The sequence below is a fragment of the Rhodococcus sp. P4_B6 genome, assembly GCF_056402215.1.
In genome coordinates, this window is record NZ_JBFUHV010000148.1 from 1 (window position 1) to 22,438 (window position 22,438).

General features: G+C 68.7%; 22 protein-coding genes. 19 read left to right on the forward strand and 3 right to left on the reverse strand.

Annotation, left to right across the window (positions count from 1 at the left end; genetic code table 11):
* From infC to AC1DWT_RS39565, 17 genes are all read left to right on the forward strand, one after another.
* Nucleotides 1-432: translation initiation factor IF-3 (gene infC, locus AC1DWT_RS39485; RefSeq protein ID WP_477924775.1), on the forward strand; the 432-nt coding region annotated here is incomplete at its 5' end.
* A 57-nt stretch (nucleotides 433-489) separates the two neighbouring features.
* Nucleotides 490-684, forward strand: a complete 195-nt coding sequence (rpmI, locus tag AC1DWT_RS39490; protein WP_005247390.1) for a 50S ribosomal protein L35 — start codon at nucleotides 490-492, stop codon at nucleotides 682-684.
* Nucleotides 685-748: 64 nt separating this feature from the next.
* Nucleotides 749-1,138, forward strand: a complete 390-nt coding sequence (rplT, locus tag AC1DWT_RS39495) for a 50S ribosomal protein L20 (RefSeq protein ID WP_005247385.1) — start codon at nucleotides 749-751, stop codon at nucleotides 1,136-1,138.
* A gap of 38 nt (nucleotides 1,139-1,176) precedes the next feature.
* A complete protein-coding gene (locus AC1DWT_RS39500) occupies nucleotides 1,177-1,986 on the forward strand; it encodes a TrmH family RNA methyltransferase (RefSeq protein ID WP_206012634.1) in 810 nt (269 codons plus the stop codon).
* A 93-nt stretch (nucleotides 1,987-2,079) separates the two neighbouring features.
* Nucleotides 2,080-3,165: a phenylalanine--tRNA ligase subunit alpha gene (gene pheS, locus AC1DWT_RS39505; protein WP_206012633.1), complete on the forward strand. Its 1,086-nt coding sequence runs from the start codon at nucleotides 2,080-2,082 to the stop codon at nucleotides 3,163-3,165.
* A gap of 67 nt (nucleotides 3,166-3,232) precedes the next feature.
* Nucleotides 3,233-5,719, forward strand: a complete 2,487-nt coding sequence (gene pheT / locus AC1DWT_RS39510) for a phenylalanine--tRNA ligase subunit beta (RefSeq protein WP_072949277.1) — start codon at nucleotides 3,233-3,235, stop codon at nucleotides 5,717-5,719.
* A 43-nt stretch (nucleotides 5,720-5,762) separates the two neighbouring features.
* Complete coding sequence (locus tag AC1DWT_RS39515; protein WP_206012632.1) at nucleotides 5,763-6,161, forward strand: hypothetical protein; 399 nt, start codon at nucleotides 5,763-5,765, stop codon at nucleotides 6,159-6,161.
* Nucleotides 6,162-6,229: 68 nt separating this feature from the next.
* Nucleotides 6,230-7,285, forward strand: a complete 1,056-nt coding sequence (argC, locus tag AC1DWT_RS39520) for an N-acetyl-gamma-glutamyl-phosphate reductase (protein ID WP_072949274.1) — start codon at nucleotides 6,230-6,232, stop codon at nucleotides 7,283-7,285.
* Nucleotides 7,282-8,526, forward strand: a complete 1,245-nt coding sequence (gene argJ, locus AC1DWT_RS39525; protein WP_072949272.1) for a bifunctional glutamate N-acetyltransferase/amino-acid acetyltransferase ArgJ — start codon at nucleotides 7,282-7,284, stop codon at nucleotides 8,524-8,526. The genes argC and argJ overlap by 4 nt, the downstream gene beginning before the upstream one ends.
* Nucleotides 8,523-9,449: an acetylglutamate kinase gene (gene argB / locus AC1DWT_RS39530; RefSeq protein WP_072949270.1), complete on the forward strand. Its 927-nt coding sequence runs from the start codon at nucleotides 8,523-8,525 to the stop codon at nucleotides 9,447-9,449. Before argJ ends, argB begins: the two co-directional genes overlap by 4 nt.
* The gene (locus tag AC1DWT_RS39535) at nucleotides 9,446-10,645 is read left to right on the forward strand and encodes an acetylornithine transaminase (protein WP_072949269.1); all 1,200 of its coding nucleotides are present in this window, start codon (nucleotides 9,446-9,448) and stop codon (nucleotides 10,643-10,645) included. Before argB ends, AC1DWT_RS39535 begins: the two co-directional genes overlap by 4 nt.
* Nucleotides 10,642-11,589, forward strand: coding sequence for an ornithine carbamoyltransferase (gene argF, locus AC1DWT_RS39540; protein WP_206012631.1), 948 nt, complete (start codon nucleotides 10,642-10,644; stop codon nucleotides 11,587-11,589). Before AC1DWT_RS39535 ends, argF begins: the two co-directional genes overlap by 4 nt.
* Nucleotides 11,586-12,146 carry an arginine repressor gene (locus AC1DWT_RS39545; protein WP_095865299.1) on the forward strand — a complete coding sequence of 187 codons (561 nt, stop codon included), beginning with the start codon at nucleotides 11,586-11,588 and terminating at the stop codon, nucleotides 12,144-12,146. The genes argF and AC1DWT_RS39545 overlap by 4 nt, the downstream gene beginning before the upstream one ends.
* Before the next feature lie 47 nt (nucleotides 12,147-12,193).
* Nucleotides 12,194-13,393 carry an argininosuccinate synthase gene (locus AC1DWT_RS39550; RefSeq protein WP_005247359.1) on the forward strand — a complete coding sequence of 400 codons (1,200 nt, stop codon included), beginning with the start codon at nucleotides 12,194-12,196 and terminating at the stop codon, nucleotides 13,391-13,393.
* A 2-nt stretch (nucleotides 13,394-13,395) separates the two neighbouring features.
* The gene (gene argH / locus AC1DWT_RS39555) at nucleotides 13,396-14,814 is read left to right on the forward strand and encodes an argininosuccinate lyase (protein WP_206012630.1); all 1,419 of its coding nucleotides are present in this window, start codon (nucleotides 13,396-13,398) and stop codon (nucleotides 14,812-14,814) included.
* 106 nt (nucleotides 14,815-14,920) lie between these two features.
* Nucleotides 14,921-17,911 carry an acyl-CoA synthetase gene (locus tag AC1DWT_RS39560; protein WP_206012629.1) on the forward strand — a complete coding sequence of 997 codons (2,991 nt, stop codon included), beginning with the start codon at nucleotides 14,921-14,923 and terminating at the stop codon, nucleotides 17,909-17,911.
* A gap of 38 nt (nucleotides 17,912-17,949) precedes the next feature.
* A complete protein-coding gene (locus AC1DWT_RS39565) occupies nucleotides 17,950-18,162 on the forward strand; it encodes a Trm112 family protein (RefSeq protein ID WP_072949263.1) in 213 nt (70 codons plus the stop codon).
* On the opposite strand, the gene AC1DWT_RS39570 is transcribed toward AC1DWT_RS39565, so the two are convergent.
* The 3 genes from AC1DWT_RS39570 to AC1DWT_RS39580 are packed head-to-tail and all read right to left on the reverse strand — an operon-like array spanning nucleotide 18,163 to nucleotide 20,272.
* Nucleotides 18,163-18,789, reverse strand: a complete 627-nt coding sequence (locus tag AC1DWT_RS39570) for a TetR/AcrR family transcriptional regulator (protein WP_206012628.1) — start codon at nucleotides 18,787-18,789, stop codon at nucleotides 18,163-18,165.
* Nucleotides 18,786-19,541, reverse strand: a complete 756-nt coding sequence (locus tag AC1DWT_RS39575; protein ID WP_072949261.1) for an ABC transporter permease — start codon at nucleotides 19,539-19,541, stop codon at nucleotides 18,786-18,788. Before AC1DWT_RS39575 ends, AC1DWT_RS39570 begins: the two co-directional genes overlap by 4 nt.
* A complete protein-coding gene (locus AC1DWT_RS39580; protein WP_072949260.1) occupies nucleotides 19,541-20,272 on the reverse strand; it encodes an ABC transporter ATP-binding protein in 732 nt (243 codons plus the stop codon). Before AC1DWT_RS39580 ends, AC1DWT_RS39575 begins: the two co-directional genes overlap by 1 nt.
* 39 nt (nucleotides 20,273-20,311) lie before the next feature.
* Between AC1DWT_RS39580 and AC1DWT_RS39585 the strand changes: the two genes are divergently transcribed.
* Nucleotides 20,312-20,983, forward strand: a complete 672-nt coding sequence (locus tag AC1DWT_RS39585; protein WP_206012627.1) for a DNA-3-methyladenine glycosylase — start codon at nucleotides 20,312-20,314, stop codon at nucleotides 20,981-20,983.
* 8 nt (nucleotides 20,984-20,991) lie between these two features.
* The gene (tyrS, locus tag AC1DWT_RS39590) at nucleotides 20,992-22,269 is read left to right on the forward strand and encodes a tyrosine--tRNA ligase (protein WP_072949332.1); all 1,278 of its coding nucleotides are present in this window, start codon (nucleotides 20,992-20,994) and stop codon (nucleotides 22,267-22,269) included.
* Nucleotides 22,270-22,438 lie beyond the last annotated feature (169 nt).

A 22,438-nucleotide genomic window follows, 5' to 3' on the forward strand; every position in this document is an offset into this window, starting at 1 on the left:
ACTCGTGAGTCGCGCAAGAACCAGCAGCTCACGGTCATCAAGGAGCAGAAGCTCCGCCCCAAGATCGATGATCACGACTACGAGACCAAGAAGCGCAATGTCGTTCGCTTCCTCGAGGCCGGATCCAAGGTCAAGGTCACGATCATGTTCCGCGGACGTGAGCAGTCGCGTCCGGAGCTCGGTTTCCGGCTTCTGCAGCGTCTCGGTGCAGACGTCGCCGATCTCGGGTTCGTGGAGACGTCCGCCAAGCAGGACGGTCGAAACATGACGATGGTGCTCGCTCCGCACAAGGGCGCGAAGACCCGTGTCAAGGCGCAGGAGAGCGCCGCCGCGCCGCCGGCGCAGCGGGCAACTCCCGCACCGGCACAGGCTCCGGCGACACCTGCGGAGCAGGCGGGCGGCACTACGCCCGGCGAAGCGCCGACCAGCTAGTCCGACTACACCAGCACGACCCGGATCACCGTCCGGATACAGAGAACTGAGGACTCCATGCCCAAGTCGAAGACCCACAGCGGCACCGCGAAGCGATTCAAGGTGTCCGGCAGCGGAAAGATCCTGCGCCAGAAGGCCGGTCGCCGCCACCTGCTCGAGCACAAGGCCACCAAGGTGACCCGTCGCCTCGATGGCGTGGCTGTCGTCAGCAAGGCTGACACTCCTCGCATCAAGCGCCTGCTCGACATCTGAGTCGACACCCCTTTTACTGACCACCCGGGGCAGCTCACCGCCCCAAGATTGACAGGATTTTTCAGTGGCACGCGTAAAGAGGGCGGTAAACGCCCAGAAGAAGCGTCGTTCGATTCTCGAAGCCTCCAGCGGCTACCGCGGACAGCGCTCGCGCCTGTACCGCAAGGCCAAGGAACAGCAGCTCCACTCGCTGACCTACGCCTACCGTGACCGCCGTGCGCGCAAGGGCGACTTCCGCAAGCTGTGGATCACGCGTATCAACGCCGCTGCACGGGCGAACGACATCACGTACAACCGCCTGATCCAGGGTCTGCGTCTGGCCGAGATCGAGGTCGACCGTAAGAACCTCGCCGAGCTGGCAGTGTCCGACGCCGCGGCATTCGCCGGCCTCGTGGCCCTCGCCAAGGCAGCCCTTCCGGCTGACGTGAACGCTCCGGCCGGAGAAGCAGCCTGAGTCTCGCACCCGGGCCTTTCGAGCCTCGGAAACGACCCGTGGACCCGCTCACCGAGCGCACCCCACGGGTCGTTTCTGCTGTCAAGCTGCTGCGCACCGCGGAACGACGCAAGGTTGGGCGCTTCCTGGTGGAGGGGGAGAACTCCGTCGGCGAGGCACTCGCCACCCACCCGGTGCACGACCTCTTCTACACCGCGGACGCGGAGCAGCGGTACTCGACGCTGATCGACCGGGCGCACGCCGTGGGTGTCCGCACGTCGCTGGTGACGGATCGGGCGGTTCGTGCGCTCAGCGACACGGTGACCCCGCCGGGTCTCGTCGCGGTGTGCGATCTCCTCGACGTTCCGCTGGCCGAGGCGATGGGTCCCGGAACCCGCCTGCTGGCGGTTCCCGTCGCGGTCGCGGAGCCGGGCAACGCGGGCACCGTCATCCGGGTCGCGGACGCGGTAGGTGCGGACGCGGCGATTCTCGCGGGCGACAGCGTCGACCCGCACAACGGAAAATGTGTCCGGGCGTCCGCCGGAAGTCTCTTCCACCTTCCGGTGGTGCGTGAACGGGACACGGCCGCGGTTCTCGACAGCATCAGCGCGGCGGGCATCCAGTTGCTCGCCACGGCGGCGGACGGCGAAGTCGATCTGGACGACGCCGACGAACTCCTGGCCCGCCCCACGGCGTGGTTGTTCGGCAACGAGGCCCATGGCCTCGATGCGCCCACCGCGGCGCGAGCGGACCACCGGGTGCGGATCCCGATCCACGGTCGCGCCGAGAGCCTCAACCTGGCGACGGCGGCGTCGATCTGCCTGTATTCGAGCGCCCGGGTCCAGAACCGCAAGCGAACCGACAGCTGAAACGGCGAAAATCGGATCGCATAGGATTTGACGGCGAGCTGTTCGGTTTCGTCGAGAGTGTTGACTGAAAGAACGTAAGGAGTGGCACCGGTCGTGGCTAAAAAAGAGGGCGCTGCCTCCACGGGGGTCGAAGGCGGCGCGATCGATGCGAGTGCGCTCACCGAGGACGCCCTGACCGCGGCGGCGGAGAGCGCCGAGAAGGCGTTCGCGTCGGTGGCGGATCTCGACGACCTGGCGAAGGCCAAGGTCGAGCACATGGGCGACAAGTCGCAGATCGCCCTCGCCCGCCGCGGACTGGGAGCCCTTCCGGGCAAGGAGAAGGCCGACGCGGGCAAGCGCGTGAACGTCGCCCGCACTCGGATCAGTGCGGCGTTCGACGAGCGCCGCGCCGTGCTGCTCGCCGAGCGCGACGCCGCCGTTCTCGTGGCCGAGGCCATCGACGTGACGCTGCCGTCGCAGCGTCAGCCGGTGGGTGCCCGCCACCCGATCAGCATCATCTCCGAGCAGGTCGAGGACGTGTTCGTGGCCATGGGCTGGGAGGTCGCCGAGGGGCCGGAGGTGGAGACCGAGCACTTCAACTTCGATGCCCTGAACTTCCTGCCTGATCACCCCGCGCGGACGATGCAGGACACGTTCCACATCGCACCGGAGGGTTCGCGACAGGTGCTCCGCACGCACACGTCGCCGGTGCAGGTGCGCACGATGCTCTCGCGCGAGGTGCCGATCTACGTGGTGTGCCCCGGACGGACGTTCCGCACCGACGAACTCGACGCGACACACACCCCCGTCTTCTCCCAGGTGGAGGGGCTCGCGGTCGACAAGGGCCTCACCATGGCGCATCTGCGCGGCACGCTCGACGCGTTCGCCCGCGCACTGTTCGGTCCCGAGACCCGCACCCGGATGCGCCCGAACTACTTCCCGTTCACGGAACCGTCCGCCGAGGTGGACGTGTGGTTCCCGAACAAGAAGGGCGGCGCGGGCTGGGTCGAGTGGGGCGGCTGCGGAATGGTCAACCCGAATGTGCTGCGCGCCTCCGGAATCGACCCCGACGTGTACACCGGGTTCGCGTTCGGCATGGGGCTCGAGCGCACACTCCAGTTCCGGAACGGGATCCCGGACATGCGCGACATCGTCGAGGGCGACGTGCGGTTCACGCTGCCCTTCGGTGTCCAGGGCTGACCCCGCGTCACCCGGATCCCGTCCACCACAGTCACGACATCTTCACGAACGAGAGAGCTGAGCAGACGTGCGAGTAGCGCAATCCTGGCTGACCGAGATCCTGCAGCGTGCCACCCCGGACTGGGACGTCACCGCCGAGGAACTCGACGCAGGTTTCGTCCGGGTCGGGCTCGAGGTCGAGGAAGTCGACCGGCTCGAGCCCGTCGACGGCCCCCTCGTGGTCGGCAAGGTTCTCGAGATCACCGAGCTCACCGAATTCAAGAAGCCGATCCGCTTCTGCACGGTGGATGTGGGGGCGGCCGAGCCGCAGGGCATCGTGTGCGGCGCCCGGAACTTCGCCGAAGGCGACCTCGTGGTGGTCGCGCTCCCGGGCGCGGTCCTTCCCGGTGGTTTCGCCATCGCGTCCCGCAAGACGTACGGGCAGGTCTCCGACGGGATGATCTGCTCGGTGGCCGAACTGGGCATCGGCAAGGATCACTCGGGCATCCTCGTCCTCGAGCCGGGCACCGCACTCCCGGGTGCGGACGCCAACGAGTTGATGGGTCTGCACGACACGGTCATCGAACTCAACATCACCCCGGACCGCGGCTACTGCTTCTCTGTCCGCGGGCTCACCCGTGAACTGGCGTGCGGGTTCGACCTGGACTTCGCCGACCCCGCCGCGGTGCCGCCGTCTCCGGCGGACGGGGAGGCGTGGCCGATCCGCGTCGAACCCGAGTCGAAGGCGACGCGCTTCGCCGCCCGCCGGGTGACGGGTATCGATCCGAATGCGGTGAGTCCGTGGTGGCTGCAGCGCCGGTTGCTGCTGTCGGGTGTCCGGCCGATCTCGCCGGCCGTCGATGTCACCAACTACGTTCTGCTCGAACTGGGCCAGCCGCTGCACGCGTTCGACGCCGCGAAGATCAGCGGCGAGCTCGTCGTGCGCCGCGCGGTGGCGGGGGAGAAGCTGACGACTCTCGACGAGACCGAGCGCGTCCTCGATCCCGAGGACGTCGTGATCGCCGACGATTCGGGGGTCCTGTCGCTGGCAGGCATCATGGGTGGCGCGTCCACCGAGGTCGGACCCGGAACCACCGACATCCTGCTCGAGGCGGCCACGTGGGATCCGCTCGCGGTGTTCAAGACCGCGCGCAGGCACAAGCTGACGAGCGAGGCGGGCAAGCGTTTCGAACGCGTCGTCGATCCCGAGATCCCCGTTGCGGCACTGGACCGCGCTGCCGCACTGCTCGTCGACATCGCCGGCGGACGGGTCGAGTCGGCGCTCACCGACATCGGCGAGGTCACCCCGCACCAGCCCATCCACATGGACATCGACCTCCCCGACCGCGTGGCGGGCGTCGACTACCCCACCGGCACCGCGGCACGCCGCCTGACGCAGATCGGCTGCAACGTCGAGGTCGGCGTCAGCGACAGCGGGCACGGCCAGCTCGTCGCGGCCCCGCCGTCGTGGCGGCCCGACCTGGTGCAGCCCGCCGACCTGGTCGAGGAAGTGCTGCGCCTCGAGGGTCTCGAGAAGATTCCGTCGGTGCTGCCCGCGGCCCCCGCAGGTCGCGGGCTGACGCCGACGCAGCGCCGCAAGCGGGCCGTCGGCCGCGCCCTGGCGTTCTCGGGGTACGTCGAGATCCTTCCCCCCGTCTTCCTGCCCACCGCAGTCTTCGACACGTGGGGGCTGGACCCGGAGGATCCGCGCAGGAACACCGGCCGGGTGCTCAATCCGCTCGAATCGGATCGGCCGGAACTGGCCACGACGTTGCTGCCCGGACTGCTCGAGGTCCTCGCCCGCAACGTCTCCCGCGGTCAGCGCGACCTGTCGCTGTTCGGCATCGCGCAGGTCGTGCTGCCCGGCGCGGACACGAAGCCGGTCGCGGCGCTGCCGGTGGACCGTCGTCCGACCGACGAGCAGATCACGGCGCTGCTGCAGTCGCTGCCGGATCAGCCGGTGCACGTGGCGGCGGTGCTCACCGGGCAGCGTGAGCCGAGTGGTCCGTGGGGCGCGGGACGCGCAGCCGACGCCACCGACGCGTTCGCCGCAGCCCGCACGGTGGCCGCCGCGGCCGGTGTCGAGCTGGAGTTCCGCGCGACGCAGTACCTGCCGTGGCACCCGGGCCGGGGCGCGGAACTTCTCGTGAACGGCGTAGTCGTCGGACACGCGGGCGAGTTGCACCCCGCGGTGCTCGAGCGCGCCGGGCTTCCCCCGCGGACGAGTGCCGTGGAGATCGATCTGAGTGCCCTGCCGCTGGTGGAGAATCTGCCTGCGCCGAAGGTCTCGCCGTTCCCCGCCGTCCTTCAGGACGTGGCGGTCGTCGTCGACACCGCGGTTCCCGCCGCCGAGGTCCAGGCGGCCCTGCGGTCGGGTGGCGGGGAACTCCTCGAGGACATCCGGTTGTTCGACGTGTTCGAGGGTGAGCAGGTCGGGGAGGGCCGGAAGTCGCTGGCGTTCGCGCTGCGATTCCGGGGCGCCGACCGCACTCTGACCGAGGACGAGGCGAGCGCCGCTCGCGATGCCGCGGTCGCCGCGGCGACCGCGGCGGTGGGTGCCGAACTGCGCAGCTGACCCGTAGCCTGGGTGGAGGGCCCGGGACGGTGAGGAGCAGGCGATGACCGAGGTGCGCGACGTCGTGGCGGCGGCCAGTCAGTTGACCGACGCCGAGTTCCTCGAGGTGGTGCGTGCGGTGGCCGCCGGACGTCCGGGTCTCGGCGCGCTTCTCGCGGCCGTGGACGTGGGTGCGGCGATTCCGGCCGAGGATCCGGTGACCGCGGAGGTCGTGCCCCACGTCGTGCCGGGTGTGCCGGAGCCGGACTACACCCCGGGCGGTGTCCCGACGTTCGACCGCGTACGTGAGCGGATCGAGGGACGGTTCGGCACGGCGATGGGCTCCTCGGAACTCGCGCACGACAGCCCGTCGGGGCAATCGCTGGAGGATGCGTGGGAGAAGCGGGAGAAGGCGGGTAAGGCCAAGCTCGACGAGATCCGGCGGTCGCTCGGCAAGCAGTGACCGCGGTTTCCGTCCCGCCGAAAGACCACGTTGTGTATTAGCTTGCATGATGATGCATAATCAATCGTATGACTGAGCACGCGGGAAAACCGATCAGGATTGCCGTCGCCGGCGCGAGCGGATACGCCGGTGGCGAAGTGCTGCGTCTGCTGCTGGGGCACCCGTCGTATGCGGACGGTTCGCTCGTCATCGGCGCGCTCACCGCCGGCGGCAACGCCGGCTCGACCCTGGGCTCACACCATCCGCATCTGCTTCCCCTCGCCGACCGAGTGCTGGAAGACACCACCGTCGACACGCTCTCCGGTCACGACGTGGTGTTCCTCGGTTTGCCGCACGGCAATTCGGCGCAGTACGCGAAGGACCTGCCCGAGTCCACGGTCATCATCGACTGCGGCGCGGACTTCCGGCTGACGAACGCCGAGGACTGGGAGCGGTACTACAAGAGCCCGCACGCAGGTAGCTGGCCGTACGGACTTCCGGAACTTCCCGGTGCCCGCGAGAAGTTGGCGGGCGCCACCCGCATCGCCGTCCCCGGGTGCTTCCCGACGGTGTCGAGCCTGGCGATGGCTCCCGCGGTCGCGGCGGGCGTCGTCGAACCGCGGGTCACGATCGTCGCGGTGACCGGCGCGTCCGGCGCGGGACGTGCCCCCAAGGCCGATCTGCTCGGCTCCGAGGTGATGGGTTCGGTCCGCGCGTACGGCGTCGGCGGCGTGCACCGCCACACACCGGAGATCATCCAGAATCTCTCCGAACTCGCCGGTGAGCGTGTCACCGTGTCGTTCACCCCCGTGCTGGCGCCCATGCCGCGCGGCATCCTCGCCACCTGCACCGCGGTCACCACGGCGACCGAGGACGAGGTGCGCGCGATCTACGAAAAGGCTTACGCGGACGAGCCGTTCGTGCACGTGCTGCCCCAGGGCGTGCTGCCGCAGACCGGGGCGGTCATCGGATCGAACGCGGTCCAGATCGCGGTGACGGTCGACGCCGACGCCGGACAGATCGTCGTGATCGCCGTGATCGACAACCTTGCGAAGGGCACCGCCGGGGGAGCGGTGCAATCGATGAATCTTGCGCTTGGACTACCCGAGACCGCCGGTCTCTCGACAGTGGGAGTTGCCCCGTGAGCAGTGACAGCACGATCGATCCGCACCCGACCCGGGAAGTCGCCGGCGGCACCCTGGTCCGCAGCCAGGGGGTGTCGGGGCCCGCGGGCTTCCGCGCGTCCGGGATCAAGGCGGGTATCAAGGCGAGCGGAAACGCCGACCTGGCCCTCGTCCTCAACGAGGGGCCGGAACTCGCGGCGGCGGGCGTCTTCACCGCGAACAAGGTGAAAGCCGCCCCCGTGCTGTGGTCGCAGCAGGTGCTCACCACGGGCAGGCTGCGCGCCGTCGTGCTCAATTCGGGTGGTGCCAACGCGTGCACGGGTGCGGGCGGATTCCAGGACGCGCACAAGACGGCCGAGGAAGTGGCGTCGGCGCTGAGCAACTGGGGCACCGAGACCGGTGCCGTCGAGGTCGCGGTGTGCTCGACCGGTCTGATCGGCGACCGCCTGCCCATGGACAAGGTCCTGACCGGCGTCACGGAGGCCGTCCACGAACTCGCAGGCGGAATCTCGGGTGGCACCGACGCCGCGTACGCGATCATGACCACCGACACGGTGCCGAAGCAGGCCGCCCTGCATCATGCGGGCAAGTGGAACGTCGGCGGGATGGCGAAGGGCGCCGGCATGCTGGCGCCGGCGCTGGCGACGATGCTGTGCGTGGTGACGACAGACGCCGTCGCGACCGCCGCTCAACTCGACGCCGCGCTGCGGGCCGCCACCCGGCTGACGTTCGACCGACTGGACGTCGACGGTGCCACCTCGACCAACGACACCGTGCTGCTGCTCGCGTCCGGTGCGAGCAACGTGACACCCACCCAGGACGAACTGAACGCGGCCGTGACGGCCGTCTGCGACGATCTGGCCGAGCAGATGATGGCCGACGCGGAGGGCGTCACCAAGCGGGTGCAGGTCACCGTCAGCGGCGCGGTCAGCGAGCACGACGCGCTGATCGGGGCCCGGACGGTGGCGCGGGACAGCCTCGTCAAGACGGCGCTGTTCGGTTCCGACCCCAACTGGGGCCGGGTCCTCGCCGCGATCGGCATCGCGCCGATCGAACTGGACCCCGACAAGATCTCGGTGTCGTTCAACGGCGCCCCCGTCTGCATCGACGGCGTCGGCGCCCCGGGTGCGCGGGACGTGGACCTGAGCGACATCGACATCGCCCTCGACATCGACCTGGGTCTGGGCGAGCACGCGGTGACCATCCGGACCACCGACCTCTCGCACGCCTATGTCGAAGAGAATTCGGCGTATTCGTCATGACAGCGGCCAGCGAAGCGCTCACCGGCATCACCGATCACCAGAAGGCACACGTCCTGGCGGAGGCGCTGCCGTGGCTGCAGCAGTTCCGCGACAAGGTCGTCGTCGTGAAGTACGGCGGCAACGCCATGGTCGACGACGCGCTGAAGACGGCGTTCGCCGCCGACATGGCGTTCCTGCGGACGGTCGGAATTCAGCCGGTCGTCGTGCACGGCGGCGGCCCCCAGATCAATGCCATGCTCGGAAAGCTCGGCATGACAGGGGAATTCAAGGGCGGCTTCCGCGTCACCACCCCCGAGGTGATGGACGTCGTCCGGATGGTGCTGTTCGGTCAGGTCGGCCGCGAACTGGTCGGGCTGATCAACGCCCACGGACCGTACGCCGTCGGGATCTCCGGCGAGGACGCACATCTGTTCACCGCCACCAAGCGCACCGTGATGGTCGAGGGCAGGCCGACGGACATCGGACTCGTCGGCGACGTCACGACCGTGAATCCGGAGGCTGTTCTCGACCTCATCCGCGCGGGCCGAATTCCCGTGGTGTCGACCATCGCCCCCGACTCGGACGGTGTGGTGCACAACATCAACGCGGACACCGCCGCCGCCGCGCTCGCCGAGGCCATCGGCGCCGAAAAGCTCGTGGTCCTCACGGATGTCGAAGGGCTGTACACGAACTGGCCGGACCGCGATTCGCTGGCCACCGAGATCGACGTGGACGCGCTCGCGCAACTGCTGCCGAGTCTCGACGCAGGCATGGTGCCCAAGATGGAGGCCTGCCTGCGCGCGGTCCGCGGCGGGGTACCCACCGCGCACGTCATCGACGGCCGCCTCGCGCATTCCGTTCTGCTCGAACTGTTCACCGGCGAGGGCATCGGCACGATGGTCACGCCCGCCCCGACTTCACCTACCGAGGGAGTTGCCCCATGACCGGAACCCCGGAACTCCAGCAGCGCTGGTCCGGCGCCCTGATGAACACGTACGGCGTCCCCCGGGTGGCACTCACGCGCGGTCAGGGTGCGGTGCTCACCGACGCCGACGGCAAGGAGTACGTCGACTTCCTCGCCGGCATCGCCGTCAACATCCTCGGGCACGCACACCCGGCGATCATCGAGGCCGTCACGGCGCAGTTGTCGACCCTCGGTCACGTGTCGAACCTGTACGCCAGCGAGCCGGCGATCGAACTGGCCGAGAAATTGCTGTCCCATCTGGGYGCACCCGGGCGCGTGTTCTTCTGCAATTCCGGCACGGAGGCCAACGAGGCGGCGTTCAAGCTCGCGCGGGCCACGGGACGATCGAAGATCATCGCGGCGGAGAACTCCTTCCACGGCCGGACGATGGGCGCTCTCGCGCTCACCGGGCAGGCCGCCAAGCGGGCGCCGTTCGAGCCGATGCCTCCGGGTGTCATGCACGTGCCGTACGGCGACCTCGACGCACTCGACAAGGCCGTCGACGCCGACACCGCAGCCGTGTTCCTGGAGCCGATGATGGGCGAGGGCGGAGTCGTCGTTCCGCCGGAGGGATACCTCGCAGGCGCACGGCAGATCACCGCCGATCGCGGCGCACTGCTCGTGCTCGACGAAGTGCAGACCGGGATCGGCCGCACCGGCTGGTTCTACGCTCACCAGGCGGTCGGGATCGTGCCCGACGTCATGACTCTCGCGAAGGGCTTGGGGGGCGGGATGCCGATCGGCGCGTGCATCGCCACCGGCGCGACCGCGGACCTGTTCGGGCCGGGCAAGCACGGCACGACGTTCGGCGGGAACCCTGTCTGCGCGTCGGCGGCGCTCGCCGTGCTGCGGACCATCGCCGAGGACGACCTCATCTCCCGCGCCGACACGCTCGGCAAGACGCTGTCGGCAGGCATCGAAGGTCTCGGCCACCCGCTGATCGACCACGTCCGCGGCGCCGGACTGCTGCTCGGCATCGTCCTCACCCAGGACGTGGCCCCCGCGGTGGAGAACTCCGCCCGCGAGGCCGGATACCTGATCAACGCCGCGCAGCCGGGCGTCGTCCGGCTCGCTCCGCCCCTCGTCCTCACGGACGAGCAGGCCGAAGGATTCGTCGCGGCGCTGCCTGCGATCCTCGACAACGCGCAATCGGCCGCTCAGCCGGGAAAGCAGTGACGACCGTGGTGAAACACTTTCTCCGGGACGACGACCTCACCCCCGAACAGCAGGCGGAGGTCCTCGAACTCGCCGCCAGGCTGAAGAAGGCCCCGTTCGCCGAACGTCCGCTCGAGGGCCCCCGCGGGGTCGGCGTGATCTTCGAGAAGAACTCCACGCGTACCCGGTTCTCGTTCGAGATGGGCATCGCGCAGCTGGGCGGTCACGCGATCGTCGTCGACGGGCGCAGCACCCAGCTCGGCCGCGAGGAAACGTTGCAGGACACCGGCCGCGTCCTGTCGCGGTACGTCGACGCCGTGGTGTGGCGCACGTTCGGGCAGAAGCGGCTCGAGGCGATGGCGTCCGGCGCCGACGTCCCGATCGTCAACGCGCTGTCCGACGAGTTCCACCCGTGCCAGGTTCTGGCCGACCTGCAGACCCTCGCGGAGCGGAAGGGCTCGCTGAAGGGTCTGAAGCTCACCTACCTCGGTGACGGCGCCAACAACATGGCGCACTCGCTGATGCTGGGCGGTGTCACCGCAGGCGTCGACGTGACCATCGCCAGCCCCGAGGGATTCGCACCCCTGCCCTGGGTGGTCGACGCAGCCCGCGCGCGGGCCGCCGACACCGGCGCGACCATCACCCTCAGCGAGGATCCGCAGGCGGCGGTCGTCGGAGCGGACGCACTCGTCACCGACACCTGGACGTCGATGGGCCAGGAGAACGACGGACTCGACCGGGTCGGCCCGTTCCGCCCGTTCCAGATCAACGAGGCGCTGCTCGCGAGGGCCGATGCCGATGCGGTGGTCCTGCACTGCCTGCCCGCCCACCGCGGCGAGGAGATCACCGACGCCGTCCTCGACGGACCGCAGAGCGTCGTCTGGGACGAGGCGGAGAACCGCCTCCACGCGCAGAAGGCACTGCTGGTGTGGCTGCTCGCACAACGAACCGGGGACCGTCCGTGAATGCGGCACCGCCGCAGCGCGCAGGTGCGGCACCGCCGCAGCGCACAGGTGCGGCACCGCCGCAGCGCACAGCGAACGCGGCAACGGCGCCGACCCGGGCGGGTCGGCAGGCGCGCATCGTCGCGATCCTGTCGAACAACCCGGTCCGCAGCCAGACCGAACTCGCGGCGCTGCTCGCGGCCGAAGGCATCGATGCCACCCAGGCCACGTTGTCGCGCGACCTCGAAGAACTCGGTGCCGTGAAACTCCGTGCCGCCGACGGTGGCGCCGGGGTGTACGTGGTGCCCGAGGACGGAAATCCCGTCCGCGGCGTCTCCGGCGGAACCGACCGGCTGTCGCGGTTGCTGGGGGAGCTACTGGTGTCGACCGATGCCAGTGGCAACATGGCGGTGCTGAGAACTCCCCCGGGGGCAGCGCACTATCTGGCGAGCGCACTCGATCGGGCATCATTACCTGACGTCGTGGGAACCATCGCGGGGGATGACACCATTCTCGTGGTGGCACGCGAGCCGCTGAGCGGGGCGGAACTCGCGGCCAAGATCGAATCCCTCGCCTGACAACTGAATCATCTCTACAGATCTTCAACCTAAGGAGCACAAGGACCATGGCCGATCGCGTCGTACTCGCCTACTCGGGCGGGCTGGACACCTCAGTCGCCATCAGCTGGATCGGCAAGGAGACCGGCAAGGAAGTTGTTGCTGTCGCCATCGATCTCGGCCAGGGCGGCGAGGACATGGAGGTCGTGCGCCAGCGTGCACTCGACTGCGGTGCGGTCGAATCGGTCGTGGTGGACGCGCGCGACGAATTCGCCGACGAATACTGCCTGCCGACCATCCAGGCCAACGCCCTCTACATGGACCGCTACCCCCTCGTGTCGGCCATCAGCCGCCCGCTGATCGTCAAGCACCTCGTCGAGGCCGCGCGTGCCCACGGCGGCACCACCGTCGCGCACGGCTGCACCGGCAAGGGCAACGACCAGGTCCGGTTCGAGGTGGGCTTCGGATCGCTCGCTCCTGACCTCGACGTCATCGCACCGGTCCGCGACTACGCATGGACCCGGGAGAAGGCGATCGCGTTCGCCGAGGAAAACGAGATCCCGATCAACGTCTCCAAGAAGTCACCGTTCTCGATCGACCAGAACGTGTGGGGCCGCGCCGTGGAGACCGGGTTCCTCGAGGACCTGTGGAACGCGCCGACCAAGGACGTCTACGACTACACGCAGGATCCGACCGTCAACTGGCAGGCCCCGGACGAGCTGATCATCAGCTTCGAGGCCGGACGCCCCGTCGCGATCGACGGCAAGCCCGTCAGCGTCCTCGAGGCGATCCAGGAACTCAACCGCCGCGCAGGCGCCCAGGGTGTCGGCCGCCTCGACGTCGTCGAGGACCGTCTCGTCGGCATCAAGAGCCGGGAGATCTACGAGGCTCCCGGTGCCATGGTGCTCATCAACGCGCACCAGGAACTCGAGCACGTCACGCAGGAACGCGAACTCGGTCGCTACAAGCGTCAGACCGAGCAGCGCTGGAGCGAGCTGGTGTACGACGGCCTGTGGTTCTCCCCGCTGAAGGTCGCGCTGGACACGTTCATCGAGAAGACGCAGGAACGCGTCTCCGGTGACATCCGGCTGGTGCTGCACGGCGGTGCGATCATCGTCAACGGCCGCCGCAGCAACCAGTCGCTGTACGACTTCAACCTGGCCACCTACGACGAGGGCGACACGTTCGACCAGTCGTACGCCAAGGGATTCGTCCAGATCCACGGACTGTCCTCGAAGGTCGCGGCGAAGCGCGATCTGGGTCTCTAGGTATGAGTGCTCACGGCACCAACGAAGGAGCCCTCTGGGGTGGCCGGTTCGAGTCCGGACCGGCCGCCGCCATGGCGGCGCTGAGCAAGTCCACTCACTTCGACTGGGTGCTGGCCCCGTACGACGTGCGYGCCTCCCAGGCGCACGCCCGGGTGCTGCACAAGGCCGGCCTGCTCGGTGACCAGGACCTGGCGACGATGCTCGCCGGTCTCGGCAGGCTCGCGGCCGACGTCGCGAGCGGCGAGTTCGTCCCGAGCGAATCCGACGAGGACGTGCACGGGGCGCTCGAGCGCGGTCTGATCGATCGGGTCGGTCCCGAGGTCGGGGGACGCCTGCGCGCCGGGCGTTCGCGCAACGATCAGGTGGCGACGCTGTTCCGGATGTGGCTGCGGGACGCCGTCCGCCGCGTCGCCGAGGGTGTGCTCGACGTCGTCGACGCCCTCGCCACGCAGGCCGCCGCGCACCCCTCCGCGGTGATGCCGGGCAAGACCCACCTGCAGGCCGCGCAGCCGGTGCTGCTCGCGCACCACCTGCTGGCGCACACGCACCCGTTGCTCCGTGACGTTCAGCGGCTGCGGGACTTCGACGTGCGGGCGGCCGTGTCGCCGTACGGTTCCGGAGCACTGGCCGGATCGTCGCTCGGACTCGATCCGGAGGCGATCGCCGCGGAACTCGCGTTCGATTCGTCGGCCGAGAACTCGATCGACGCCACGTCGTCGCGGGATTTCGCGGCCGAGGCGGCGTTCGTGCTCGCGATGATCGGCGTCGACCTGTCGCGGATGGCCGAGGAGGTCATCCTGTGGAGCACTCCGGAATTCGGCTACATCACGCTCGCCGACGCCTGGTCGACCGGCTCGTCGATCATGCCGCAGAAGAAGAACCCCGACGTGTCCGAGCTGACCCGCGGCAAGTCGGGCCGGCTGATCGGCAACTTGACCGGTCTGCTGGCGACGCTGAAGGCGCAGCCGCTCGCGTACAACCGGGATCTGCAGGAGGACAAGGAACCGGTCTTCGATTCGGTGGCGCAGCTCGAGTTGCTGCTCCCGGCGATCACCGGACTGGTCTCCACCCTCGAATTCCACACGGATCGAATGGCGGAACTGGCACCGGCGGGCTTCACGCTGGCCACCGACATCGCCGAGTGGCTCGTCCGTCAGGGCGTCCCCTTCCGCGTCGCGCACGAGGCTGCGGGGGCGTGTGTCCGCGTCGCCGAGGCGCGGGGCGCCGGACTCGAGGATCTCACCGACGAAGAACTCGCCGGAGTCGATCCGGCTCTCACCCCGGACGTGCGGGAGGTGCTCACCGTCGAGGGCTCGATCGCCTCGCGTAACGCCCGCGGCGGTACGGCCGGTATCCGTGTGGCCGAACAGTTGGGCGGGGTCCGTCAGCTGTCCGAGTCGCTGCGCGAGTGGTGTCGATGACACCGGCGTCGGACGCCCCGGATTAGGGGCTGTGTGACGCGTCGAGCGCAGTAGGGTGAGGGCGGGCGGCAGCGAGACGTGCGTCACGGTTCGAGAGTCTGGGAGAGTGTTCGTGGGACTGAATACCGAAACGGTGATGGGCCCGATCCGTCGCGTGGTGGCGACGGCGCAGAACGGGTTGGAGGTGGTTCGTCTCGGCGGACTCGAGACGGACCTCACCACATCGCCGTTCGAGGTGGTCGAACGCGCACCGATGTATCGGCTCCGACGGTATTTCCCCGACACGGACCCGGCCGACGCCGGACCCCCGATCGTCCTGGTCCCGCCGATGATGATGTCGGCCGACGTCTACGACGTCACACGGGACCAGGGCGCGGTCGGCATCCTGCGCTCGATGGGGATCGACCCCTGGGTCGTCGACTTCGGTTCGCCGGATTCCGAAGAGGGCGGCTGGGATCGGAATCTCGCCGACCACATCGTCGCGATCAGCGAGATCATCGATCAGGTGCGGTCGCACACCGGGCGTGACGTCTATCTCTCCGGGTATTCGCAGGGCGGCATGTTCGCCTACCAGGCCGCCGCGTACCGCCGCAGCCGCAACATCGCCGGGCTCGTGACGTTCGGCAGTCCGGTCGACACGCTCGCCGGGCTGCCGTTCGGGATCCCGGCCGGGTTCGCCACCGACGCCGCGGGTTTCCTCGCGGACCACGTCTTCAACCGGCTCGCGGTGTCGGGGTGGATGGCCCGCACCGGGTTTCAGCTCCTCGACCCCGTCAAGACACTGAAGTCGAGGTTGGATTTCCTCCGTCAGTTGCACGACAGGGAAGCGCTGTTGCCGCGGGAGCAGCAGCGACGGTTCCTCGCGACCGAGGGCTGGGTTGCGTGGTCCGGTCCGGCCGTCGCGGAGTTGCTCAAGCAGTTCATCGTGCACAACCGCATGATGACCGGCGGGTTCGTGATCAAGGACCAGGTGGTGTCGCTCGCGGAGTTGACCTGTCCGGTCCTCGCGTTCGTGGGAGAGGTCGACGACATCGGTCAGCCGTTGGCCGTCCGCGGCATCCGCCGGGCCGCCCCACGTGCGAACGTGTACGAATCGACGTTGCGGGCAGGGCATTTCGGTCTCGTGGTCGGCTCGGCCGCGGCGACCCACACGTGGCCGACGACCGGCAAGTGGGTGCTGTGGAACGAGGGGCTGGGGCCGCGCCCCACCAACATCGAGCTCATGCGCTACGACGAGCACTTCGGTAGCGAATCCGGAGTGTCCATCAGCGACCGCATCATTCACACCGTGGCGTCGGTCGCCGAGGTGGGTGTCGGTGTCGGCAAAGGAATCAGCGACTTCGCGTCCGGCGCGTTGCGCGGCACGGTGGAACTGTCCGGCGAGGCCACGCGGGCGCTGCCCCGGCTGGCCCGGCTCGGCCAGATTCAGCCGCACACCCAGATCTCGCTCAGCCGGTTGCTGGCCGAGCAGCGCCGGAAGGCGCCGGGCGGCGAGTGCTTCCTCTTCGACAATCGCGTGCATACCTACGAGGCGGTCAATCAGCGGATCGACAACGTGGTCCGCGGTCTGATCCAGGCCGGTGTCCGTCCCGCCGCTCACGTCGGCGTCGTGATGCAGACGCGCCCGAGCGCGCTCGCCGCCATCGTCGCGCTGTCCCGTCTCGGTGCCGTCGCGGTCCTCCTGCCCCCGGGGCGGGAAGTCCACACCGCCCTCCGCATCGACGGTGTCGAGCGCATCGTCACCGATCCGGAGAATCTGGACGCCGCGCTCGCCACCGGCATTCAAGTGCTCGTGCTCGGCGGCGGTGCCCAGCGCGACCTCGACGTGGATCCGTCGGCGAACGTCGTCGATCTCGAGAAGATCGACCCCGACGCGGTGACGTTGCCGGGCTGGTACCGGCCCGATCCCGGACTGGCCCGCGAATTGGCGTTCATCATCTGCAGTGAGTCCAACGGGCACTGGGAGACCAAGCAGATCACGAACTACCGGTGGGCGCTGTCGGCGTTCGGAACGGCCTCGGCCGCCGATCTCGACCGCGGCGACACCGTGTATTGCCTTGCGCCTCTGCATCATTCGTCGAGCCTGCTCGCCGCGATCGGTGGCGCCGTGGCGGGTGGATCGCGGATCGCGCTCTCGCGCGGACTCGACCCCGAGCGGTTCGCCGAGGAGGTCCACCGCTACGGCGTCACAGTGGTCAGCTACACGTGGACGATGATGCGCGAGATCCTCGACGCCGAAAACCTCGCGCTCGACGGAAGCCACCCCGTCCGGCTCTTCATCGGATCCGGAATGCCGCAGGGCTTGTGGCGCCGCACGACGGAACGATTCGCACCGGCGAAGGTCCTCGAGTTCTACGCCTCCACCGAGGGCGACGTGGTTCTCGCGAACGTCGCAGGCGCGAAGGTCGGGGCGAAGGGGCGGCCCCTGCCCGGCAGCGCCGAGGTGCGGCTCGCGGCCTACGACCCGATCGCCGGCCGGCTGCTGGAGGACGAGCAGGGATTCATCCGCGAATGCGAGGACGACGAGGTCGGTCTGCTCCTCGGCAGGGCGGGCGTGCACGCCGAGATGTCCGGCGGCGCGATGCGGGGAATCTTCGCCGCGGGCGACGCGTGGATTCCGACGGAGAACCTCTTCCGCCGCGACGCCGACGGGGACTACTGGCTGGTCGACCACAGGAAGACCGTGATCGCGACTCGCCGGGGCGCGGTGTTCACCCAGCCGATCGTCGACGCGCTCGGGTCCGTCGATCGTGTCGACCTCGCGGTGGCCTACGGGGTCGCGGTCGGCGGTCGCACGCTGGCCGTTGCCGCGTTCACCCTCCGCGACGGGCCGCCGCCGAGACTGGCGGAGATCTCCGACGCGCTCGACGCGCTTGCTCCCGCGCTGCGGCCCGACATCATCCAGGTGGTGGGGGACATCCCGCTGGGGTCCTCGTACCGCCCGAATGCCGATGCCCTGAGCGCTGCCGGCCTGCCCAAGCCGGGAACCCGTGTGTGGTACGCCGATCCGGAATCGCACCAGTACCGGCGGCTGACCAAGGCGGTGGCCGCCGAGTTCGAGGACGGCTCCGCCGGAGTGCCCGCCGGCGCGCGGTAGCCTGACACTGCTCACCCGAACGGTTGGAGAGGACTTCCGTGGTTATTGATCCGACGTTGCTCGGCATTCTCGCGTGCCCACAGGACAAGGGTCCTCTGCTGTTGGTCGGAGACGAGTTGCTCTACAACCCTCGCCTTCGGCGGGCGTATCCCATCGAGAACGGGATCCCCGTCCTGCTGATCGACGAGGCCAGGGACGTCGACGCGGCCGAGCACGAGACGCTGCTCGCCCGGGCGGCCGGCGAGGCCTGATCACACCGGCAGATCGCCGGTGAGATAACGCTGCAACGTCGGGGCGACGATCGCGACCAGGTCGTCGACGGGCAGCGACGCGAGTGGCTCGATTTCGAGGACGTACCGCGTCACCAGCACACCGGCCATCTGCGATGCCACCAATTGCATGCGCAGCATGCCGGTTCCGGGTGGTTCGTCGACGCGCGGTCCGAGGTCTCGGAGCACGACCTCGAGGAGGAACGTGCGGATGAGGGTCGGTTCGTTCCCCGCCATCGCGGACCGGAACGCCGCGACCACGGCGGGCTTGTGCGGCGACTCCCAGACCGAGAACACGGCCCGGGCGAGGCGGCTGCCGATCTCGTCCGGCGGGGTGTCGAGCACCGGCGCGATCACCTTCGTCGGGTCCACCGGAATGTCCACCGACGCGAGGAACAGTTGTCGCTTCGTTCCGAAGTAGTGGTGGACCAGAGCGGAGTCGACGCCCGCCCCGGAGGCCACGGAACGGACGCTGGTCTTGTCGAAGCCGTTCTGTGCAAACAGTTTTCGTGCGGAAGTCAGTATCCGTGACCGCGTGTCCGGGTTGCCCGGGCGTCGTCCGGTCCGCAGCCCGGGGGCGCCGTCGGTGCGTGTCGCGGGGTCGGTCATGGTGTGCGGCGCCTCAGCGTCGCGGCGCCCAGCGACAGTGCGAACAGGGCGAAGGCGGCGACCACCGCCAGGTCACGCCACATGAGGCCGGTCGCCCCGGGGTGGGTGGCGACCTGTTGCAACGCCTCGACGGCGTAGCTCAGCGGGAGGACGTTGCTGATCCACTCCAGCCAGGTGGGGAGCTGATCCCGTGGAACGAGGAGCCCGCACAGGAAGAGCTGGGGAACCACGACCACCGGCATGAACTGCACCGCCTGGAATTCGGTGCGCGCGAACGCGCTGCACAGCAGACCGAGTGCCACGCCGAGGATCGCGTTCAGCACGGCGATCAGCAGCACCCACGTCACGCTGCCCTCGGTGGTGAGGCCGAGAAATCCGAACGAGACCGCACACGCCAGCGCCGCCTGCGCCGCAGCGGCGCTGGAGAACGCCGCGGCGTAGCCGCCGAGCAGGTCGAGTTTGCCCATGGGCGTCGTGAGCAGGCGTTCGAGGGTGCCGGACGTCCGTTCGCGTTGCATCGCGATCGACGTGACGAGGAACATCACGACGAACGGCAGGATGCCCAGCATCGTGATCGCGACGCGCTCGAACAGCGATTGCTGACCGGGCGGCGCCGGAACGTTCTGATACAGGAAGTACAGCAGCACCATCAGCAGGCTGGGCACCACCAGAATCATGGCGACGGTGCGGTGATCCGTCCGCAGTTGCGCGAGGATCCGGCCCGCCGTGGCCGCGAAGATCGTGACGTTCATCAGTTCTCACTCCCGACATGTGATGCGCGGATGAGGTTCAGGAAGGCGTCTTCGAGGCTCGTCTCACCGGTCTGTTCCCGGAGCCCGCCGGGGGAGACCTGCGCGAGAACGTAGCCGTCCCGCATGAGCAGGAGCGACGCGCAGTGTTCGGCCTCGTCCATGACGTGGCTCGACACCAGCAGAGTGGTGCCGGCGGCGGCGAGTTCCTCGAACCGCTCCCAGAGTTCGACGCGCAGGAGTGGGTCCAGGCCGACGGTGGGTTCGTCGAGGACGAGGATCTCGGGGCGCGCCACCAGCGCGCACGCCAGGCTGACCCGGCCCAGCTGCCCACCCGACAGATCTGCCGCCTTCTGGGTGGCGAAGCGCGTCAGCCCCACCGCGTCGACCGCTTCGGTGACCGCGCTCGACGGCTGACCGTAGAGCGCGGCGAAGTAGGCGACGTTCTTCCTGACCGTGAGGTCGGCGTACACGCTGGGGGACTGGGTGACGTACCCGACGCGGCTTCGCAACGAGACCGAGCCTGCGGGGGACCCCAGCACGGTGACCGTCCCGGATTCCACGATCTGAGTGCCGACCACGCACCGCATCAGCGTGGTCTTTCCGCATCCGGAGGGTCCGAGGAGGCCGGTTATGGATCCGCTCGGCACCTGGACGTCGATGCCGTGCAGCACCTCGTTCCTGCCTCGGCGCACGTGCAGATCACGGATGTCGATCGCTGCACTGCCATTCATGGCGGGCCTCAATTCATCACTGGGTGAATTCATTGTGTGATGAATTATGCGACCGTCGGGGTGGCGGCGTCAACGGTTGTGGAGAATCGGGACGTGACCATCGATCGACTCGACCGGGCGGAACCCGTGGACGCCGCGCACATCGTCCTCGGATCCACGCTGATCGTCGGCGAGGTCCGGATCCGCATCGTCGAGGTGGAGGCGTACGGCGGCGAGAAGGACGGCCCGTGGCCCGACCCGGCTTCGCACTCGTACCGGGGGAGGACGCCGCGCAACGAGGTGATGTTCGGCCCGGCCGGGCACCTGTACGTCTACCGCAGCTACGGGATGCACTTCTGCATGAACGTGTCCTACGGGCCGGTCGGCACCGCGGGCGGGGTGCTGCTGCGTGCGGGCGAAGTGCTCGACGGGTCCGCGACGGTCCGGGCACGCAGACCCCGCGTGACGAGACCGGCCGACTGGGCGCGCGGGCCCGGCAACCTGGGGTCCGCGACCGGCGTCACCCTCGCCGAGAACGGTGCGGCACTGTTCGAAACCGATTCGCCCGTTCGGCTGGAGGTTGCGGATTCGGACGGCTGGGTGAGCGGCCCGCGGGTCGGGGTCAGCACGGCCGCCGACCGCCCGTGGCGCTTCTGGATTCCGGAGTCGCCGGCGGTGTCCGCGTACCGGAGAAGCCCGCGTGCGACGCCCGCCGACGAGCGGATGGGATGATCGAACCCGTGACTGAGAACATCATCGATGAACTGACCTGGCGCGGGCTCATTGCCCAATCAACCGATCTGGACGCGCTGCGCCGTGATCTCGACGCCGGACCGGTCACGCTCTATGCCGGTTTCGATCCGACCGGACCGAGTTTGCACGCCGGCCATCTCGTGCCGCTGCTCGCGCTGAAGCGATTCCAGCGCGCGGGCAACCGTCCCATCGTGCTGGCGGGTGGCGCGACCGGTCTGATCGGCGATCCCCGCGACGTCGGTGAACGCACGATGAACTCCGCCGACACCGTGGCGGAATGGGCCGATCGGATTCGGGGTCAGCTCGAACGGTTCGTCGAGTTCGACGACTCGCCGAGTGGCGCCGTCATCGAGAACAACATGAACTGGACCGGCAAGCTGTCGGCCATCGACTTCCTCCGCGACGTGGGCAAGCACTTCTCCGTCAACGTGATGCTCGCGCGGGACACCGTGAAGCGTCGCCTCGAAACCGACGGCATGTCCTACACCGAATTCAGCTACATGCTGCTCCAGGCCAACGACTACCTGCACCTGCGACGCAGCCACGGTTGTTCACTGCAGGTCGGCGGATCCGATCAGTGGGGCAATATCATCGCCGGCGTCGAGCTGAACCGGCGCGTCGACGCCGAATCGGTTCACGGTCTGACAGTCCCGCTCGTCACGTCGGCGGACGGCAAGAAGTTCGGAAAGTCGACCGGAGGCGGAAGCCTGTGGCTCGACCCGGAGATGACGAGCCCTTACGCGTGGTACCAGTACTTCGTGAACACCGGCGACGCCGACGTGATCAAGTACCTGCGGTGGTTCACTTTCCTCACCGCCGAGGAGCTGGCGGAACTGGAGACGGCCACCGCCGAGCGGCCGCATGCCCGCGAGGCCCAGCGCCGGCTCGCCGCCGAGATGACGACACTCGTGCACGGCGAAGCCAACACCCGTGCCGTGGAGCTCGCGAGCCAGGCACTGTTCGGCCGCGCGGAACTGCAGGACCTGGACGAGCCGACGCTCGGCGCCGCCCTTCGGGAGGCGTCCGTCGCAGAACTCGCGCCGGGCGAGCCGTCCAGCATCGTCGACCTTCTCGTTCTCAGCGGCTTGTGCGAGAGCAAGGGTGCGGCCCGCCGCGCTGTGAAGGAAGGCGGCGCCTCCGTCAACAACCAGAAGATCTCCAGTGAGGACTGGACTCCCGAATCGGGCGATCTGCTGCACGGGACGTGGCTCGTGGTTCGGCGCGGAAAGCGCAACTTCGCCGGCGTCAAAGTGTTGTCGAGCTAGCGTGCGGCGGGTCACAGCGGCGTAATTCGGACCTACTCCGTCCGGTGGCCCGCGCGTAGCGCGGGCCACCAGCGGATTTCACGTACCGGATGCCTTTGACCAGGGGATTTGACGCTCCGTTTTCATTCGCGTAACTTATTCCAGGTCAGAGCGACACGGACACCAACCC

What these genes read in the sequence shown, in the direction of transcription:
- rpmI (WP_005247390.1), top strand. Translation starts at nt 490, where the DNA reads ATGCCCAAGTCGAAGACCCACAGCGGCACCGCGAAGCGATTCAAGGTG.
- AC1DWT_RS39515 (WP_206012632.1), top strand. Translation starts at nt 5,763, where the DNA reads ATGACCGAGGTGCGCGACGTCGTGGCGGCGGCCAGTCAGTTGACCGAC.
- argC (WP_072949274.1), top strand. Translation starts at nt 6,230, where the DNA reads ATGACTGAGCACGCGGGAAAACCGATCAGGATTGCCGTCGCCGGCGCG.
- argB (WP_072949270.1), top strand. Translation starts at nt 8,523, where the DNA reads ATGACAGCGGCCAGCGAAGCGCTCACCGGCATCACCGATCACCAGAAG.
- AC1DWT_RS39550 (WP_005247359.1), top strand. Translation starts at nt 12,194, where the DNA reads ATGGCCGATCGCGTCGTACTCGCCTACTCGGGCGGGCTGGACACCTCA.
- AC1DWT_RS39570 (WP_206012628.1), bottom strand. Translation starts at nt 18,789, where the DNA reads ATGACCGACCCCGCGACACGCACCGACGGCGCCCCCGGGCTGCGGACC.
- AC1DWT_RS39575 (WP_072949261.1), bottom strand. Translation starts at nt 19,541, where the DNA reads ATGAACGTCACGATCTTCGCGGCCACGGCGGGCCGGATCCTCGCGCAA.
- AC1DWT_RS39580 (WP_072949260.1), bottom strand. Translation starts at nt 20,272, where the DNA reads ATGAATGGCAGTGCAGCGATCGACATCCGTGATCTGCACGTGCGCCGA.
- AC1DWT_RS39585 (WP_206012627.1), top strand. Translation starts at nt 20,312, where the DNA reads ATGAATTATGCGACCGTCGGGGTGGCGGCGTCAACGGTTGTGGAGAAT.